Source organism: Roseomonas sp. FDAARGOS_362 (assembly GCF_002754815.1).
Classification (GTDB): Bacteria; Pseudomonadota; Alphaproteobacteria; order Acetobacterales; family Acetobacteraceae; genus Roseomonas; species Roseomonas mucosa.
In genome coordinates, this window is record NZ_CP024588.1 from 3,622,666 (window position 1) to 3,636,634 (window position 13,969).

General features: G+C 72.2%; 15 protein-coding genes. 6 read left to right on the forward strand and 9 right to left on the reverse strand.

Annotated elements, in window-relative coordinates; genetic code table 11:
- The first annotated feature begins 261 nt into the window (after window positions 1-261).
- Together CTJ15_RS20945 and CTJ15_RS20950 are read left to right on the forward strand one after the other, a co-directional pair.
- Entirely contained in the window at window positions 262-1,824 is a 1,563-nt protein-coding gene (locus CTJ15_RS20945) for a D-aminopeptidase (protein ID WP_075821896.1), read from the forward strand.
- 135 nt (window positions 1,825-1,959) lie between these two features.
- The gene (locus CTJ15_RS20950; protein ID WP_019460250.1) at window positions 1,960-2,172 is read left to right on the forward strand and encodes a hypothetical protein; all 213 of its coding nucleotides are present in this window, start codon (window positions 1,960-1,962) and stop codon (window positions 2,170-2,172) included.
- 10 nt (window positions 2,173-2,182) lie between these two features.
- Here the strand turns inward: CTJ15_RS20950 and CTJ15_RS20955 are convergent, their stop codons facing one another.
- The 3 genes from CTJ15_RS20955 to CTJ15_RS20965 form a co-directional block, all read right to left on the reverse strand.
- Window positions 2,183-2,764: a hypothetical protein gene (locus CTJ15_RS20955; protein ID WP_019460251.1), complete on the reverse strand. Its 582-nt coding sequence runs from the start codon at window positions 2,762-2,764 to the stop codon at window positions 2,183-2,185.
- A 184-nt stretch (window positions 2,765-2,948) separates the two neighbouring features.
- Window positions 2,949-3,488 (reverse strand): hypothetical protein, encoded by a 540-nt coding sequence (locus CTJ15_RS20960; protein ID WP_019460252.1) that lies wholly within the window; start codon window positions 3,486-3,488, stop codon window positions 2,949-2,951.
- A gap of 3 nt (window positions 3,489-3,491) precedes the next feature.
- Window positions 3,492-4,229 (reverse strand): polymer-forming cytoskeletal protein, encoded by a 738-nt coding sequence (locus CTJ15_RS20965; protein WP_167522628.1) that lies wholly within the window; start codon window positions 4,227-4,229, stop codon window positions 3,492-3,494.
- 261 nt (window positions 4,230-4,490) lie between these two features.
- Between CTJ15_RS20965 and CTJ15_RS20970 the strand changes: the two genes are divergently transcribed.
- The 4 genes from CTJ15_RS20970 (at window position 4,491) to typA (ending at window position 8,841) form a co-directional block, all read left to right on the forward strand.
- On the forward strand, window positions 4,491-5,474 hold the full coding sequence (locus tag CTJ15_RS20970; protein WP_075822967.1) for an adenosine kinase: 984 nt from the start codon (window positions 4,491-4,493) through the stop codon (window positions 5,472-5,474).
- A gap of 203 nt (window positions 5,475-5,677) precedes the next feature.
- Complete coding sequence (locus CTJ15_RS20975; RefSeq protein WP_126281930.1) at window positions 5,678-5,923, forward strand: hypothetical protein; 246 nt, start codon at window positions 5,678-5,680, stop codon at window positions 5,921-5,923.
- Window positions 5,924-6,128: 205 nt separating this feature from the next.
- The gene (locus tag CTJ15_RS20980; protein ID WP_099781951.1) at window positions 6,129-6,707 is read left to right on the forward strand and encodes a hypothetical protein; all 579 of its coding nucleotides are present in this window, start codon (window positions 6,129-6,131) and stop codon (window positions 6,705-6,707) included.
- Between the two features lie 304 nt (window positions 6,708-7,011).
- Window positions 7,012-8,841 (forward strand): translational GTPase TypA, encoded by a 1,830-nt coding sequence (typA, locus tag CTJ15_RS20985; RefSeq protein WP_019461467.1) that lies wholly within the window; start codon window positions 7,012-7,014, stop codon window positions 8,839-8,841.
- Window positions 8,842-8,986: 145 nt separating this feature from the next.
- On the opposite strand, the gene CTJ15_RS20990 is transcribed toward typA, so the two are convergent.
- The 6 genes from CTJ15_RS20990 to CTJ15_RS21015 form a co-directional block, all read right to left on the reverse strand.
- On the reverse strand, window positions 8,987-9,295 hold the full coding sequence (locus tag CTJ15_RS20990) for a hypothetical protein (protein ID WP_019461466.1): 309 nt from the start codon (window positions 9,293-9,295) through the stop codon (window positions 8,987-8,989).
- 49 nt (window positions 9,296-9,344) lie between these two features.
- Window positions 9,345-10,187, reverse strand: coding sequence for a SirB1 family protein (locus CTJ15_RS20995; protein ID WP_019461465.1), 843 nt, complete (start codon window positions 10,185-10,187; stop codon window positions 9,345-9,347).
- Window positions 10,188-10,234: 47 nt separating this feature from the next.
- A complete protein-coding gene (locus CTJ15_RS21000; protein WP_019461464.1) occupies window positions 10,235-10,621 on the reverse strand; it encodes a histidine triad nucleotide-binding protein in 387 nt (128 codons plus the stop codon).
- A 74-nt stretch (window positions 10,622-10,695) separates the two neighbouring features.
- Entirely contained in the window at window positions 10,696-11,280 is a 585-nt protein-coding gene (locus CTJ15_RS21005) for a phosphoribosyl-ATP diphosphatase (RefSeq protein ID WP_019461463.1), read from the reverse strand.
- Between the two features lies 1 nt (window position 11,281).
- On the reverse strand, window positions 11,282-12,058 hold the full coding sequence (hisF, locus tag CTJ15_RS21010; RefSeq protein ID WP_026033257.1) for an imidazole glycerol phosphate synthase subunit HisF: 777 nt from the start codon (window positions 12,056-12,058) through the stop codon (window positions 11,282-11,284).
- A 196-nt stretch (window positions 12,059-12,254) separates the two neighbouring features.
- Entirely contained in the window at window positions 12,255-13,847 is a 1,593-nt protein-coding gene (locus tag CTJ15_RS21015) for an ABC transporter substrate-binding protein (protein ID WP_058390565.1), read from the reverse strand.
- Window positions 13,848-13,969: the final 122 nt, after the last annotated feature.

The window sequence follows — 13,969 nt, forward strand, 5'->3', positions numbered from 1 at the left end:
GGCGTTGCGCTGTCCCCGGGGGCAAGGCTCCGCCTTTCCCCCGGACCCCCTATCCGCCAGGACCCTGAGGGTCCTGGACCTCCCGTTCGCTGGTGCTCGCTGATGCCGGATCGCGCCGGAGAGCATGGCTTTCCGGCGGGCAGCCACCCAAGCGCAATGCCCGAAGCCCTGGCACCCACCGGCCGGTGTCGCGCGTGGAGGTGGCCAGGACCGTCGCCCAGGGGATTTGCGGAGCGGATGGGAGGGGCTTCAATGCCGTGCATGAGCCAGACCGCGCACCGCCTCGACCGAGTCCTCGGCAGCCTGCCCGACCGCTATGCCGGTCCTGGGGGCGCGGTGGCGGTGCTGCGGGACGGACGGGTGGTGGCGAGCCGCTGCTGGGGCTGGGCGGATGCCGAAAAGCGCCTGCCCTTCACGGAGCGGACACCCTTTCTGGTCTGTTCCATCACCAAGCAGTTCACCTGCGCCCTGCTGCTCGACCTCTTTCCCGACCCTTCGGTGCTGGACGAGGAGATCCGTCGGCTGATGCCGGATCTGGCGGGGGAAGCGCCCGGCATCCTCGATCTCTGCCACAACCAGTCGGGGCTGCGGGACTACTGGGCCCAGGCGATGCTCTGCGGCGCGCCGGTGGAGGGGCATTTCGGCCCGGAGGAGGCGCGCTGGCTGATCGGGCGGACGCGGAGCCTGCATTTCAGGCCGGGCACGCGCTTCTCCTACGTCAACCAGAACTTCCGCCTCCTGTCCGAGATCATCGAGCGCCGCACGGGGCGGGGTTTCGCCGCGCTGCTGCGCGAACGCATCCTCGACCGCGCAGGCATGCCACGGGCCGGGCTGAACCCGGATACCTCGGCGGTGCGGGACGGCACGGTCGGCTATGAGGGCTCCCTGGCGGGCGGCTTCCGCGTGGCGGAGAACCATATCCACTGGACGGGCGATGCCGGCCTCGCCGCCTCGCTGGAGGACATGATCGGCTGGGAGCGCTTCATCGACGCGACCCGGGACGAGGCGGACGGGCTCTACAACCGGCTTTCCGCGCCGGTCGCCTTCCGCGACGGCAGGACCGCCGCCTATGGTTTCGGCCTGGGGCGTGGCGCGCTGCTGGGGCGCCAGGTCACCGCCCACGGCGGCGGGCTGCGCGGCTGGCGGAGCTTCCGCGCCCATGCGGCGGCGGAACGGGTTTCCGTCGTGGTGCTGTTCAACCACATGGCCGATCCCCGCGCTGCCGCCGCCGAGCTCTTCGGCGCGCTGCTGGACCTGCCCGCCGATCCGGCGGCAGCGCCCGTCGATGCAACCCTGGCCGGCTGCTACCTGGAGCCCGAGACGGGGCTGGCGACGCGGGTGGAGGCGATGCCGGACGGGCGCCTGCGGCTGGGCTTCTCGGGCGGGGCGGAGATCCTTTCGGCCTGCGTGGAAGGCGGTGCCGCCAGTGCCGCGAGCCGCCTGTTCCGCGAGGGCGATGCCGTCATCCTGGAGCGTGCCGGCGATAATCTCCGGACCCGGCTGGAGCCGCGCGGTGGCGAGCCAGGCTCCGGCTTCGAGGGGCGCTTCCGCTGCGAGGAACTGGCGGCGGAGCTGACCATCGCCGCGTCGGGCGGGGCGCTCTACGGCGCCTTTTCCGGACGGCTGGGGGAGGGGATGATGCAGCCGCTGCTGCCCTTCGCCCAGGACATGCTGTTGCTGCCCTGTCCCCGCGCGCTGGACTTCGCCCCGCCCGGCGACTGGACCCTGCGTGCCCTGCGCGATGCCGCTGGCGAGGTCGCGGAGATCCGCGTCGGCTGCTGGCTGGCGCGCGGCCTGCCGTTCCGGCGGATCGCGGCGGGATAGGCTTGGCCTGGCCGGCGGATGGAAGGCGGATCGCGCGCCACGAGGGCCGGATCGGTGGGCGGAGGCATACGAGGGCGGCTCCCAAACGTTGCTCCCGAATGCGGGGCATGTCGCCCCGGTATCCGGAGAAGCCCGATGAGCGATGCACGCAAGCCAGGGGGTAGCGGTGCCGAGGACCCGACCAAGGCTGAGGATTCCAGCCACACGCCCGAGGGAGCGCCGACCGACAAGGCCCATGAGGATGCCGGCGACGGGACACTGGCCGGCTCCACCCCGGCCGGGCTGACGCTGGAACAGCTGCGGGAGCAGGCCCGCAGCGACAAGACGGATGACGGTGGCACCGGCTGACGGCCCGCCCTTACCCCTGCGCCGTCGCGGCGGCCCTGTGCTGTTCCGCGCCGGCCCGGGCCGCTTGGCGCACGGCCTCGAAGAGACGGTGGGCGCGCCGTGCATCAGCCAGGGCACGGTGCTCCGGCGGGCCGAGCGCTTCGTCCGCCTGCCGGGCCTCGGCCACGATCCGCCGGACCTGTTCGGCACGCTTCGCCGCGGCAAGGCCGGCTTCGCGGAGGATGCGGTCGGCCTCGGCCTCCTCGGCGGCATCCGTGTCGCCCAGACGCAGCGCATGGCGCGGCAGGCCAGCCGCCCGGAGCAGGCGGCTGAGCCATTGCCCGTCCCAGGACGGGGCACTGGCCAGGATCTCATGCCCTGCCAGGGCCTCCATCATCCGCGTCGCGACCGCTCCGGGCGCTTCGCCCTCGGCCTCCAGCCGCGCGCGGGACAGGCGATGGATCGCCTCGGCCTCCTCCGACCAGACAGTCCAGTCCGGGGCCGGGCGGATCAGGTGCGCTTCCTCCGCGCCGTCCTCCAGGACCCAGCCGACCTCGACCGGAAAGCCGCCCTTCTCCAGGGAGGATGCCTCGAAATCCAGGAATGCCTTCATGCCGCCTCGCCCCGCGCCGGCCTTCCGGCCGCTCCGGAAGGCTCCCCTCTAACGGCCAGGACAGTGGCAGGGTGCAATCCGCACCGTCATCCGCCGTGCACAGACGCCATGGTTGGGGGCCTGCTGCGGCCTCGCGTTGCGCTTGTGGTTTCCCCCCCCCGGGCGGGGGGCCAGTGACGGTGCGTCAGGCGCCCGGCGGGCGGGAGCCGAGTTCGCGCAGGCAGGCTTCCTCGGTCACGCGGCCGGTTCCGGCGGCGCGTGCCGCGGCCCAGGCGACCAGCATCTCGCGCCCGCTCGGGTAGAGGATCAGGTCAAGCTGGCAGCGCTGGCCGCTGTAGAGCCAGATTTCCGCCGGCCCCTCGACCCGCCGGAAGACCGGCTGGCCCAGGGCGGCGCGGACGGCGGGGCCCGTCTGGCCACGCAGGCTCGCCACGCTGGCGGGCGGGACGCCGGGGCGCAGCGCCATGGCGGGCTGCACCGCCGCCGGTTCCGCCTTTCCGCCTGCCGCCCCGGCGGGAAGCGGGTTCTCGCCGGACACGGCGATCAGGCTGGCGCGGTAGTTCCGCATCACCTCGTCCAGGACCGCGCTGCGGTCCGGCAGCCCGTCCGCCGGTCCCGCGCAGGCGGCCAGCAGGGGCGCCGCAAGGAGCGCAAGAAGAAGGGGGCAGGCCCTGAAGAGCCCGCCCCCTTGCTTCCGGTGTGCGGCGGCACGGTGCCGCCCCATGGATCAGACCTCGGCGGGCTCGGCGCTGGGGAAGGCCGGCACGCCCATGCGCGGCGGGTTGTTGTCCGTCAGCATCTCCATGCGGCCGGAAAGCTGGCCGCCATCCTCGACCTGCAGGCGGCGGCAGCGGGCCACGCCCAGCACCCGGCCGGTGGCGCGGATGACGAGGTTGCCGCGGGCGGTGATGGTGCCGTCGAACACGCCGGCGACCTCGGCGTTCTCGACCTCGACCTCGCCCTTGAACACGCCGGTGCCGCTGATGTTCAGCTCATGGGCGTGGATCATCTGGCTCTCGACCGTGCCCTCGACCACCAGGCGCTCGGCATCCGAGACGGTGCCCTGCAGGCTGATGCCCTTGCCGACCACGAGGGTGCGGCGCTCGGCCTCCTGCGGCGCCTGCGGGCGCTGCGGCGCGGCCGAGGCGGGCAGCGGGCCACCCATGGGGCCGGACGGCGCGCCGGGGCGCGGCTGCGCGCCGGGGAAGGGGCTGGGCTGGGCGTTGGGCGCGTTGTTCATTCCGGGATTCATCCCTCCGGGGTTCATGCCTTGGGGCAGGCCCGGCATGGCGTTCGGCTTCGGCGGCAGGCTCATGGCGGGGTCCTTGGCGGCGGCGCCCGCCGGCGGCGCCGGGCGGAAGGGCGGCACGGTCAGTTCTGGATCACGGGCAACAGGCACTGCGGCCGACGAAGCCTCGGGCGCGGGTGGAACAGCATCCTCCCGCTTGCGTCGGAAGACGGACATGAAGCTGCTCCCCCTTTTTTGCGTTGAGCACCCACCGGAACGGTCTCCCCTCGGCCCGGCGGTCCCGGCTGGCGCGGCCCCCGCCGCGCACTTCCGGGACCCACCGGCTAGCACGCTGGCGTGACGATCATCAATTGTGGCTGATCGGCACGGCAGGTGTGGCAGAATCGCCATCCCAGCCCAGGGAGGCGGAATCCCCCCGGCATGCTGACGTCCGGCGCCATGCCTGCTACGCCCGCATTCCCATTCCGGAGTCCGCGCATGACCGCCCCGTCCCTCGACATCCTCGGCATCGGCAATGCCATCGTGGATGTGATCGCCCGCGCCGAGCCGGAGCTGCTGCGGCGGCAGGGCCTGACGCCGGGCGAGATGCGGCTGGTCGACACCGCCGAGGCCGATGCGCTCTACGCGGTGATGGGGCCGGGGACGGAGAGCAGCGGCGGTTCCGCCGGCAACACCTGCGCCGTGGCGGCGGGGCTCGGGGCGAAGGTGGGCTATCTCGGCAAGGTTGCCGACGACCAGCTCGGCCAGGTCTTCGCGCACGACATGCGGGCCATCGGCGTGCACTTCCCGACCGCGCCCTCGACCGGCGGCACGCCCACCGCGCGTTGCCTGATCCTGGTGACGCCGGACGGGCAGCGGACCATGAACACCTATCTCGGCGCCTGTGTCGAGTTCGGTCCCTCCGACGTGGACGAGGCCGCCGTGCGCGGGGCCAAGGTGACCTACATGGAGGGCTATCTCTTCGACCCGCCGGCGGCGCAGCAGGCCTTCCGCGTCGCCGCCGACATCGCCCGGGCGGCGGGGCGGGAGGTCTCGATCACCCTGTCCGACCCCTTCTGCGTCAGCCGCCACCGCGACGCCTTCCGCGCCTTCGTGCAGGAGCGCACGGATATCCTCTTCGCCAACGAGACCGAGATCCTGAGCCTCTACGAGACGGAGAGCTTCGAGGAGGCGCTGGCGGCGGCGCAGCGCGAGGTGCGGGTGGCCGTGCTGACCCGCAGCGAGAAGGGCAGCATCGTGGCCATGGACGGACAGGTGCACGAGGTCGCCGCCGTGCCGACGCAGGTGGTGGACACGACCGGCGCGGGCGACGCCTATGCGGCGGGCTTCCTGGCCGCCCATACGCGCGGCCTGCCGCCAGGCGAATGCGGCCGCTGGGGCAGCGTCGCGGCGGCGAAGGTCATCGCGCATTTCGGCGCCCGGCCGCAGGTGGACCTAAAGGCGCTGGTCGGCCTGGGGTGACCTTTTCCAAGGGGTGGCGCCTCCCTCGGGAAGCGGCTTTCCCAGGGCGCCGCCCGCGTCCCTGCCACCCCGGCGCGCGGAAGCGCCATGCTTCCGCCCCCATGCCGCCATGCGACGGGGACAAGGTGGCAACCTTCCCGCGCCGGGGTGGTTGATCGCCCGTGTCCCCCCGGACGAACCCGAGCTCCGATGAGGAGAGAACCATGCCCAGAGCCTTGATCCGCCTTGCCGCGACCACGGCCATGCTGGCCGGGCTGGCGGCCTGCGCCGGCGACAGGCCGCCCGGCACCGGGGCCGCGGCGGCGACGGCGCCCTATTCGGCGGGCCTCGCCCCGACCGAGCTCGTGCCGGGACGGGACATGGACCGCCCACTGAGCTCCCTGCGCCCGAGCCGCGACGGCATGGAGCCGACGGTGGACGCCAATTCGCCGGCCCGGATCACGGACTGATCCGTGGCGGGCCCGGCGGGCCACGACGGCCCGCCGGAACAGAGCCGGGGCGTTGGCGCGAGGCGCGCCACCGTGGCCGGCCCTTCCTTCCGATCCGTTGTTGGCCCAGCTTGCGCTTCGCCGGATCGGATTCCGCGGAAGCCGGCCCATGCCGGGTTTTCCGCTCTGGTCTCGACACGACGACCGGAAGAAACGAGGAGAAATCATGTCCACGCGCTTCCTATCCCTTTCCCTGGGCGCGATGGCGCTCTCGGCAGTGGCGCTGACGGCTCCGATGGCGGCCTGGGCGCAGGGTGCCGCCGGCGAGATGCAACGCGCCCACGGAAACCCGTCTGCCATGCCCACGCTGCCCGGGCAGGACCGGATCGCCCATGAGGCGGATCAGGCCGACATCAACGACATCCACGGCTTCCTGACCTCGGCCCGTGCCGCCGTGGCGCGGCGCCAGTTCGGCCAGGCCAACGAGTTCGTGGAGCGGGCGGAAAGCCGTATCCTGACCCGCAGCCTTTCGGCGACGGCGCCCAGCGCCTCCGCCGCCAATGCCGAGGTCCTGGCCCGGGCGGCCCGGCCCTATGAGGGCCCGGTGGTGCGGGCGCTGTCCCAGGCGCGGGCCGCGCTGATGCGGCGTGACGCCCGGGCCTCGCTGGCCGCGCTCGACGAGGCCGATGCGGCGCTCTCCCGCCCGGCCGCGCCGCCGCCCGGCATGCGCCCGGCTTCACCGCCGCCCCCTGCGGGCTCCATGCAGCCCCCGTCTCCGGGCAGCCTGTCGCCCCCGATGCGCTGAGGCTGGGGAGGGCCGGCCGGGCAGGTTCCCGGACCGGCCTCCGCCCGAACGGCTGTCCGGGAAGTTTTCTTGATCTTTCCCGGATGGCGGGCTCCGGACCGGCTTCCCAGGGCGCGCTTTCTGGGGTCTGATACGGCCGGAGCCCGCCTTTCCCGACCTTGGGAACAGGCGCGCGCGTCTGTGGCGAGCCCGGTGCAAGGCTTCAACCCTCGCTTTTTGCCGCACGGTCGCCTATTTGTGTGCCGCAACATGGCGCTGTCGGGGCATTTCCGGCTTGCGCAACGCTACCGGGACATCCCTGCTCATGGAACTTCGCAACGTCGCGATCATCGCGCACGTCGACCACGGCAAGACCACGCTCGTCGACAACCTGCTGAAGCAGGCCGGCGCCTTCCGCGCCAACCAGGCCGTGGCCGAGCGCGCCCTCGACCGCAACGACCTGGAGCGCGAGCGCGGCATCACCATCCTCGCCAAGTCCACGGCGGTGGAGTGGAAGGGCGTCAAGATCAACATCGTGGACACGCCGGGCCACGCCGATTTCGGCGGCGAGGTCGAGCGCATCCTCTCCATGGTCGATGGCGCCATCGTGCTCTGCGACGCCGCCGAGGGGCCGCTGCCGCAGACCAAGTTCGTGCTGACCAAGGCGCTGGCCCGCGGGCTGAAGCCGATCGTGGTCATCAACAAGGTGGACCGCCAGGACGCCCGCCCGGACGAGGTGCACAACGAGGTCTTCGACCTCTTCGCCGCCCTCGGCGCGACGGACGAGCAGCTCGACTTCCATACCATGTTCGCCTCGGGCCGCCAGGGCTGGGCCGACCTGACGATGGACGGGCCGCGCAAGGACCTGTCGCCGATGTTCGACCTGATCCTGAGCCATGTGCCGGCGCCGAAGGTCGATCTCGACAAGCCCTTCGCCATGAACGCCTCGATCCTGGAGGCGGACAACTTCCTCGGCCGCATCCTGACCGGCCGCATCGAGCAGGGCACCGCCAAGGTGAACATGCCGGTCCGCGTGCTGCGCCAGGACGGCACGGTGGTCGAGACCGGCCGCCTGACCAAGCTGATGACCTTCTCCGGCCTGGACCGCGTGCCGGTGGAGGAGGTGCAGGCGGGCGACATCATCGCCATCGCCGGCCTGTCCGACGCCACCATCCCGGACACCATCGCCTCCCCCGAGGTGACGGAGCCGCTGCCGGCCATCCCGGTCGATCCGCCGACCCTGAGCATGACCTTCCGCATCAATGACGGCCCGCTCGGCGGCCGCGAGGGCAAGAAGGTCACCTCCCGCCAGATCCGCGACCGTCTCTTCAAGGAGACCGAGGGCAATGTCGCGATCCGCGTGAAGGACAGCGAGGAGGCCGACAGCTTCGAGGTTTCCGGCCGCGGCGAGCTGCAGCTCGGCGTGCTGATCGAGACCATGCGGCGCGAGGGCTTCGAGCTCACCATCGGCCGCCCGCGCGTGCTGACCCGCGAGAACGAGGAGACCGGCGAGCGCGAGGAGCCCTTCGAGGAGGTGCTCGTCGATGTGGACGAGGAGTTCTCCGGCGTCGTCGTGGAGAAGCTCTCCATGCGCAAGGGGCAGATGCAGGACATGCGCCCCTCGGGCGGCGGCAAGGTGCGCCTCACCTTCCACATGCCCTCGCGCGGCCTGATCGGCTACCACGGCGAGTTCCTGACGGACACGCGCGGCACCGGCATGATGAACCGGCTCTTCCTGGGCTATCAGCCCTGGGCCGGGCCGATCGAGGGCCGCCGCAACGGCTCGCTGATCAGCAATTCCGATGGCGAGGCGATCCAGTACGCCCTGTTCTACCTGCAGGAGCGTGGCACGCTCTTCGTCGATCCGGGCGTGAAGGTCTATGTGGGCCTGATCCTCGGCGAGCACTCCCGGGACAACGACCTGGAAGTGAACCCGATCAAGGAGAAGAAGCTCACCAACATCCGTGCCGCCGGCAAGGACGAGGCGCTTCTCCTGACCCCGCCCCGCCGGATGAGCCTGGAGCAGGCCATCGCCTATATCGAGGAGGACGAGCTGGTGGAGGTGACGCCTTCGGCGATCCGCCTGCGCAAGCGCTACCTCGACCCGCATGAGCGCAAGAAGCACGCCCGCCGCTCGGAGAGCGCCGCGGCGTAACAGCCGGGGCCTTTGTGCCCCGGTCGATTTCGGAAAGGGCGGCGCATCGCCGGATGCGCCGCCCTTTCTGTTTCGGGCGCCGCCCTGCCCCCGAGCGGGCCGCCATGAGGCGCGGCGCCCAGGGCCGGCGGCCGCCGCGCCTGGATCAGGCGAACTCGCCGCGCAGGAAGCCCAGTGCCGGTAGGGGGGACCATTTGCGTGGCAGGTCGGCGCGGCGGATCGGTGCCACGCTGTAATGCGGCACGGGCTGCTGGCTGCTGCGCAGGAAGGTGGCGTAGGCGCGGACCTGTTGCTCGCGCCAGCTGCGGTCCGCCAGGGCGGCGTCGCGGCTGGCGTAGATGTTCGCGATGCGGCTGGTCTTGCCGACCGAGGCGATCACCGCCCAGATCTTGTCTTCCGGGGAACCGCGGAGGGAGGGACCCTGTGCGGGCCGCAGACTGACGACTTCGCTCATTCCCCGCATCTAAGCGCGCCCCGGCACCGGCCAAAAGGGGGGATCGCGCTCAGTTCAGCCTTTGCCGCAGCTCCTCGATGAGCTGGCGGATGCGGTCGGCGGATTCGCCCGCGCCGGCCAGTTCCAGGAAACGCTCCAGGCTGGCGATGGCGGCGCCGATGCGGTCCAGGCGCTGGTTCATCAGCCCGGCCTCCCGCCACAGGCCGGCGGCATCGGGGGCGAGGCGCAGCATGTCCTCGGTGCAGGAGAGGGCGCCCGGCACGTCGCCGGCGCGCAGGCGGCGCAGCTTGATGTTGTTCTGCAGGCGCAGCAGCACCGCGCGCTTGCCCATCGGCGCCAGCAGGCCGGGGCGCAGCTCGGCGCGCTCCCCCTCGACGGCCTTGAGCAGGTTCCGCAACTCGCGCGGACCCAGGGACTGGCCGCCGGAGAAGGGGTCCGTTACCACCTGGCCGCGCCCGCCCTCGATCCCCAGCAGGAAATGGCCGGGGAAGTCGATGCCGTGCGCGCCCCAGCCGGCGGCCTCCGCCGCGTGCAGCCAGAGGATGCCGAGCGCCACCGGCAGGCCGCGCCGCCGCTCGGTGACGCGGATCAGGTTGGCGTTGGAGAGGTCGTCATAGCTCTCGGTATCGCCGCCATAGCCACCCGCGCCGTGGATCACCCGCACCAGCAGGGCGCGGCGGGCTTCCGGGTCGCCGCCATCCGCCTCGGGATCGGCCATGGCGGCCTGGACCACCTCGCGCGCCAGGGCGGAGAGGAGCTGTTGCGCGGCCTGCCAGTCGGCCTCCGGCGCGTCGATGCGCGCGAACTGGAGGGCGACGGTGACGAGGTCCAGCTCCGGGTCGGGCAGGCTGCCGGCCGCATCGAGCGCGGCCCGGGCCTCGGCGGCGCTCATGCCGGAGGAACAGCCGAAAAGGGCGCCGGCGGGGTCACGGCCTCCGCTCAGCCTTCGGCCGGGGAGAGCATCCGCCCCAGCGGCCTGCCGCCGAAGAGATGGACATGGAAATGCGGCACCTCCTGCCCGGCATTCTCCCCCATGTTGGACAGGGTGCGATAGCCCGGCTGCTCCAGGCCCAGATCCCTGGCCACCTTGGCCACGGCGCGCCAGAAGCCCGCGATCTCGGCCTCGCTGGCCTTGCCGGCGAAATCCGCCAGCGAGACGTAGCGGCCGCGCGGGATCACCAGAACGTGCACGGGCGCCTGCGGCGCGATGTCGTGGAAGGCGACGGCCCACTCATCCTCGTGGATCGTCTTGGCGGGCAACTCGCCGCGCAGGATGCGGGCGAAGATGTTGCCGTCATCATAGGGCGGAAGGCCGCTGACGGGCATGGTTTGCTCCTCCGGACATATCCCTCTTTCCTGGGACGCGTCCGGCCTGGACGCAAGAGGGGCGCAGCCGTCAGTCAGGGCAGCTTGGTGGTACGGGCCGCGCGCAGGACGCCCTTGGGCCGGGCGGCCTTCTCGGCGATGCCGCTGATGCCCTCGCGCCGCGTCAGCTCACCCCAGACCTCCTCGGGGCGGATGCCCGCATCCACCCAGACCACGATCAAGTGATAAAGCACGTCGGCGCTTTCCAGCACGGTGGCGTGGCGGTTGCCGAGCGTTGCCTCGATCACGCATTCCACGGCTTCCTCGCCCAGCTTCTGGGCGACCTTGGCGGTGCCGCGCGCCATCAGCCGGGCGGAGTGGGAGGCGGTCACATCCCCGGAGACACGGCGCTGCTCCACCGTCTGCCAGAGCCGTTCGAGGATCGTCACATCGCCCCGCGCCGGCACGTCGAGCGGCTGGAGGTGCTTCTTCTCCGCCGCACGGGCGCGCTTGGCGGGCGGCAGCGGCACGGCCGGCAGGGTTTCCGGCAGCGGCAGGGCGGGCGCCTTCTTCTTGCCCTTGGCGGCCGGCTTGGGCTTGCCCTTCGCGGCCGGGATGGCGACGCGCTTCTTCTTGCCCTTGGCGAGATCCTCGCGGGCGCTCTTGCTGTCCTTGGCCATGTCAGGCGGCCTCCGCCTCGCTGGGCGGGCGGACCGGCAGGCCGGCGGCGGCCAGCGCCGCCTTGGCTTCCCCGATCCGCATCTCGCCGTAATGGAACACGCTGGCGGCGAGCAGGCCGGTGGCCCCGGCCCGCGCGCCCTCCACGAAATGGGTGACGTTGCCGACGCCGCCGGAGGCCACCAGCGGCAGCCGTACCGCGGCGCGCACGGCGCGCAGCAGATCCAGGTCGAAGCCGGACTTGGTGCCGTCGCGGTCCATGGAGGTCACGAGCAGCTCGCCCGCCCCCAGTTCCGCGACGCGGCGGCACCAGCCGATGGCGTCGATGCCGGTGCCGCGGCGGCCGCCATGGGTGAAGACCTCCCACTTCCCGGGCGCGACGTTGCGCGCATCCACCGCCACCACGATGGCCTGGGAGCCGAAGGCCTCGGCCGCGCGACGCACGAGGCCGGGATCGGCCACGGCGGCGGAGTTGATCGAGGCCTTGTCGGCGCCGGCGAGGAGCAGGGCGCGCACATCCTCCACCGAGCGGACGCCGCCGCCGACGGTGAGGGGGATGAAGACCTTCTCCGCGGTACGCGACACGACGTCGAGCATGGTGCCGCGGTTCTCATGCGTCGCGCCGATGTCGAGAAAGGTGATCTCGTCGGCGCCCTCGGCATCGTAGAGGCGGGCCTGTTCCACGGGGTCCCCCGCATCGCGCAGCGACACGAAGTTGACCCCCTTCACGACACGCCCGTCCTTGACGTCGAGGCAGGGAATGACACGCAGGGCGAGCAGGGCGGCGGTTCCTCCGGGGCGGGAAGGGAGCGACTGTGACAAGGCCGCGATGCGCCGGAAGTTGTTCCGGGTCAAGCTGGGACCCGTGCATCCTGCTCATGTGATCCCGGGCCGCCGGATGCGGCCGCCAGTCGGGGCGCCGCGCCGGCCCGGGCCTGCGGAGGCCTGCCGGAAACGGGCCCGCCGGAACTGCCCGTCAGGGCGTGGGCCGCAGCCCCTGGGCCAGGGTGTATTCGTCGCGGCGCGGCTCGTAGCGCAGGCCCTTCCGGCTGGCCCAGCTGTTGTTGAGCAGGAAGAGCGGCATCAGCCCGACATCCTCGGTGGCCAGCTTTGTCGCCTGCCGCAGCAAAGCCTCGCGCCGTCCGTCATCCAGCGTGACCAGGGCCTGGTCGATCAGCCCGTCCAGCGCCGGGTTGCTGTAGCGGCTGAAATTCGGCTGGCCGCGCCCGGCCTCGCGGCTGAAGGTCGCCACCACGTTGCGGAGGAGCGAGGAGGCCTCGTTGCTGCTGCTGCCCCAGCCGCCGAGGCGGACCGGCAGGTCGGCCCTGGTGCCGCGTGCCAGATAGACCGACCAGGGCAGGGCCTCGATCGTGGTGGCGACGCCGATGCGGCTCCACATCTGCGCCACGGCCTGGGCGACCTTGGCGTCGTTGGGATAGCGGTCGTTCGGCGTGGCCAGGGTGACGCGCAGCCCCTTCGGGAAGCCCGCCTCCGCCAGCAGGCGGCGCGCGGCGGCGGGGTCGTGCGTCGGCACCGGGACCTCCGGCGCATAGGACCAGGTGCCGGGCGGCAGCCACTGCCCGGTCGGCGTGGCGGTGTTCTCCATGATCCGCGTGGCCAGCGCCTCGCGGTCGATGGCGATGTTCAGCGCCTGCCGCACCCGCCGGTCGAGGAAGGGGTTGCGGCCGAGCGGCTGGCCGTCGATGCCGCTGACGCCGGGCACGTCGCCCTCGCGCGAAAAGTCCGTCTGCAGGTAGATCAGCCGCGTGCCCTGCACCGTGGTGACGGAAAGGCGTGGGTCGCGCGACAGGCGTGGGAGGTCGTTGCTCGGCACCTGGTCGATCAGGTCCACGTCGCCGGCCAGGAGTGCCGCGACGCGCGAGCCGTCATTGGCGATGAAGCGGTAATGCACCTGCGCCCAGGGTTCCCGGCCGCCCCAGTAGTCCTCGTTGCGCACCAGCTCCGCCCGTTCGCCGGCGGTGAAGGAGGCGTAGCGGTAGGGGCCGGTGCCGATCGCCGCCTTGCCGCTGTTGAAGTCCTCGGGCTTCGCATCCTGCGCGGCGTGGCGGGCGATGATGGCGATGTTGGCGAGGTCGCTGGGCAGCAGCGGCCAGGGCTGCTTCGTCTCGACGCGCAGGGTCAGCGGGTCCGGCACCTCCACCCGTGCGATGGGGCGGACCGCGCTGACGAAGCCGCCCTGGGCATTCGGCAGGCGATCGAAGGTGAAGACCACGTCGTCGGCGGTGAAGTCGCGCCCGTCATGCCACTTCACGCCGGGGCGCAGGCGGAATTCCCAGACCCGGTCCGACACGGCGCGCCATTGCGTCGCCAGGCCGGGCCGCAGGTTGCCCGCGGCATCCTGCAGCACCAGCCGGTCGAAGACATGCAGGCCGAGCGCGCTGTTCGAGGCGGTGTTGGAGATATGCGGATCGGCCGAGGCGACAGGGCTGGCGCCGGCGATGGTGACGCTCTGAGCCCGCAGCGGCGCGGCGGGCAGGGCGAGGGCCAGCAGGGCGGCAAGGGCGGCGGCGCGGCGCGCCGGAGCGAGGTTCTGTCGGGCGCGAATCATGGTGCCAACGGGATAGCCCGGAGGATGCGGCACGGAAAGTGTTTTGCGCGAAAACACTATTTGATGTCGTGTTTTAACCGCCTTGTCGTGCCCTGGCGCGGGCGGCCCCGCGGGATGCCCCC

Excerpts from the sequence above, each read along its gene's own strand:
- CTJ15_RS20995 (WP_019461465.1), bottom strand. The coding sequence starts at position 10,187 with ATGAGCGCCGCCGAGGCCCGGGCCGCGCTCGATGCGGCCGGCAGCCTG.
- CTJ15_RS20950 (WP_019460250.1), top strand. The coding sequence starts at position 1,960 with ATGAGCGATGCACGCAAGCCAGGGGGTAGCGGTGCCGAGGACCCGACC.
- CTJ15_RS20955 (WP_019460251.1), bottom strand. The coding sequence starts at position 2,764 with ATGAAGGCATTCCTGGATTTCGAGGCATCCTCCCTGGAGAAGGGCGGC.
- CTJ15_RS20960 (WP_019460252.1), bottom strand. The coding sequence starts at position 3,488 with ATGGGGCGGCACCGTGCCGCCGCACACCGGAAGCAAGGGGGCGGGCTC.
- CTJ15_RS20975 (WP_126281930.1), top strand. The coding sequence starts at position 5,678 with ATGCCCAGAGCCTTGATCCGCCTTGCCGCGACCACGGCCATGCTGGCC.
- CTJ15_RS20970 (WP_075822967.1), top strand. The coding sequence starts at position 4,491 with ATGACCGCCCCGTCCCTCGACATCCTCGGCATCGGCAATGCCATCGTG.
- typA (WP_019461467.1), top strand. The coding sequence starts at position 7,012 with ATGGAACTTCGCAACGTCGCGATCATCGCGCACGTCGACCACGGCAAG.
- CTJ15_RS20980 (WP_099781951.1), top strand. The coding sequence starts at position 6,129 with ATGTCCACGCGCTTCCTATCCCTTTCCCTGGGCGCGATGGCGCTCTCG.
- CTJ15_RS21015 (WP_058390565.1), bottom strand. The coding sequence starts at position 13,847 with ATGATTCGCGCCCGACAGAACCTCGCTCCGGCGCGCCGCGCCGCCGCC.
- CTJ15_RS20965 (WP_167522628.1), bottom strand. The coding sequence starts at position 4,229 with ATGTCCGTCTTCCGACGCAAGCGGGAGGATGCTGTTCCACCCGCGCCC.
- CTJ15_RS21005 (WP_019461463.1), bottom strand. The coding sequence starts at position 11,280 with ATGGCCAAGGACAGCAAGAGCGCCCGCGAGGATCTCGCCAAGGGCAAG.
- CTJ15_RS21000 (WP_019461464.1), bottom strand. The coding sequence starts at position 10,621 with ATGCCCGTCAGCGGCCTTCCGCCCTATGATGACGGCAACATCTTCGCC.
- CTJ15_RS20945 (WP_075821896.1), top strand. The coding sequence starts at position 262 with ATGAGCCAGACCGCGCACCGCCTCGACCGAGTCCTCGGCAGCCTGCCC.
- CTJ15_RS20990 (WP_019461466.1), bottom strand. The coding sequence starts at position 9,295 with ATGAGCGAAGTCGTCAGTCTGCGGCCCGCACAGGGTCCCTCCCTCCGC.